Origin of the sequence: Klebsiella sp. Ech2A, from assembly GCF_030078455.1 — a bacterium.
In the GTDB taxonomy this organism is placed as follows: domain Bacteria; phylum Pseudomonadota; class Gammaproteobacteria; order Enterobacterales; family Enterobacteriaceae; genus Klebsiella; species Klebsiella terrigena.
In genome coordinates, this window is record NZ_JAQGFU010000372.1 from 1 (window position 1) to 1,968 (window position 1,968).

Annotated in this window: 2 protein-coding genes; both read right to left on the reverse strand. The window is 56.1% G+C overall.

Annotation, left to right across the window (positions count from 1 at the left end; all coding sequences use genetic code 11):
* Positions 1 to 1,293, reverse strand: a 1,293-nt coding sequence (locus PFH44_RS27090; protein WP_283826760.1) for a diguanylate cyclase, incomplete at its 3' end; no start/stop codon positions are given.
* A gap of 179 nt (positions 1,294 to 1,472) precedes the next feature.
* The coding region (locus tag PFH44_RS27095; protein WP_283826761.1) for a hypothetical protein at positions 1,473 to 1,968 on the reverse strand (496 nt) is incomplete at its 5' end.

Here is a 1,968-nt window from a genome sequence, read left to right on the forward strand (position 1 = left end):
AACCTGCCCGGCGGTGCAGAGGTTGCGCAGCTTCTCGCTGAAGGTGACCAGCACCGCGTCGCCGCCGTCATGGCCGTGCAGATCGTTAATCTTTTTGAAATGATCGATATCAATCGCAATGACGCAGCGCTCGGCCCGGGCAGAGGTTTGTTTTAGCAGAGTGCTGAAACCTTTGCGGTTATAGAGTCCGGTAAGCGAGTCCGTCATCGTTTCATCGCTGAGGGCGTTAACCCGCCGGGCCATTATTTGCAGATGCAGGCTGAACGCCTCTTTAAGGCGCTCCGCTTCCTTGTACCAGACGTTAATGTTGGCCAGCTTTTTGCGCGTGGGGTCGTTGTTTTCCGCGCGGGTGAATTCGGCGAGTTTCTCCAGCGGAGCCGAAATGATGGCGGCAAAAATCGTCACGGTTGTCACCGTCAGTAAGATGATCGCCAGCGTGAACCAGAAGGCGTTAACCACCGTCTGCATTAATATACGCGATACGCTTTCCGACGCCCCCGAGATGATAATCTTCCAGTCGGCCTGCTTCAGGCTGGCGTAGCCCACCAGGCTGTCTGCGCTTTTGTCATCGCCAAAAAAGTGGCCGTTCTGCGCGTTAATAATCTGCTCCTGCAGGCCGGGAGTGGCGTTAAACTCGCCTCCCACGCGCGCCGGATTGCGATTAAAGATGATTTTTCCGTCATTATCGATAACGCTGACGTCCGTCGTATTTTCATAGAAATGCATGCTGAGAATATCGCTGAGCATGCTCTCTTTTTGCAGGTAGATGCTGCCGCCGATATAGCCGAGATAGTCGCCGCTGGGGCTGAATAATGGCTGAGAGACAAACACCACGTAATTACCCGCCGCCGAGATGAAGGGTTCAGAGATAAAGAGCTTTTTAGCGGCAATGGCCTGCCGGCTGGCGCCCGAGCGCAGCTTTATTCCCACCAGCTTGAGGCTCTCCGGGGAGGCGGCGGCAATAACGGCGTCGGAATTGACGATAACCACCGAGTTGAAAAAGCCGGACTGCAGCCGCAGCCTGTCCGCTTCGTTCTTCAGCTGCTGAGGGTCGTTAAGGGCTTTTATCTGCCCGGCGCTGTAGGCGAGCTCCCGCTGCGCCGTCACCAGGTAGCGGTCGGTGGTATCCGCCAGCTTACGGGCATAAGCGAGGTTGTTCTCAAGCAGCCGGTTCTCAATATTGCCCTTCTGGAAAAGCGTCAGGGCGCTGAGCAGCAGCATTGATGTCAGCAGGATCCCTCCGACGGACAACATCAGCATGAGAGTGCGCAGATGCAGTTTTTTTCCTGGCATAAGTTTTCACGTATCTCAAAAATTTTGCGCATTTTATCAGTTTTTTAGCGCAGAACATAAGCCGCTTCTGGCGCTCCGCCGGCTGATAGCAGGTTCTGACAATCGGGCGGCCGCCCACTATTATGGTGTATCGCTATGCGGGGCGTTAATCGCTGCTGCTCGTGTGATATCAGGGGCGGTCAGAGCGCCCCCTTCGGGGAACGCCAGGTGACATAGCTTGCGTAGCCTGAACCGGTACTCGCAATTTTTATCCAGCCCAGTCGCGTTAATTCCAGCGAAATAAATTTGTTTAAAATGCCGTGACCCATGCTGGCCACGTGCCCGTATCGCTCCGCCGCGTCGATCAGCTCCCGCGCCATTCTGGCGGCTCTCATCCGGACTTCAGCTTTAGCTTCAGAACCGCGCGCAAGATCGGCAAGCCAGAGCAGGCGGAACAGTATCAGCCAGATGCCGGAGGGGAATTTTATCAGCGGAACCTGGATAACCGGCAGCGGCGCTTCGCTGAGTTCGTGGAGGATAGCGTTCGGGTTTGCACCCAGCGTAGCTAGAGATGTAAGCGCGCGCGGCAGGGGGCTGGACACGATATAGCCGGCGGCCTCGCAGGCGGATTTTGTCCTCGGGCAGGGCATTTCAGCGACCGTGGCCGCATTGTAATCCGTTATCCAGGCGGGCATT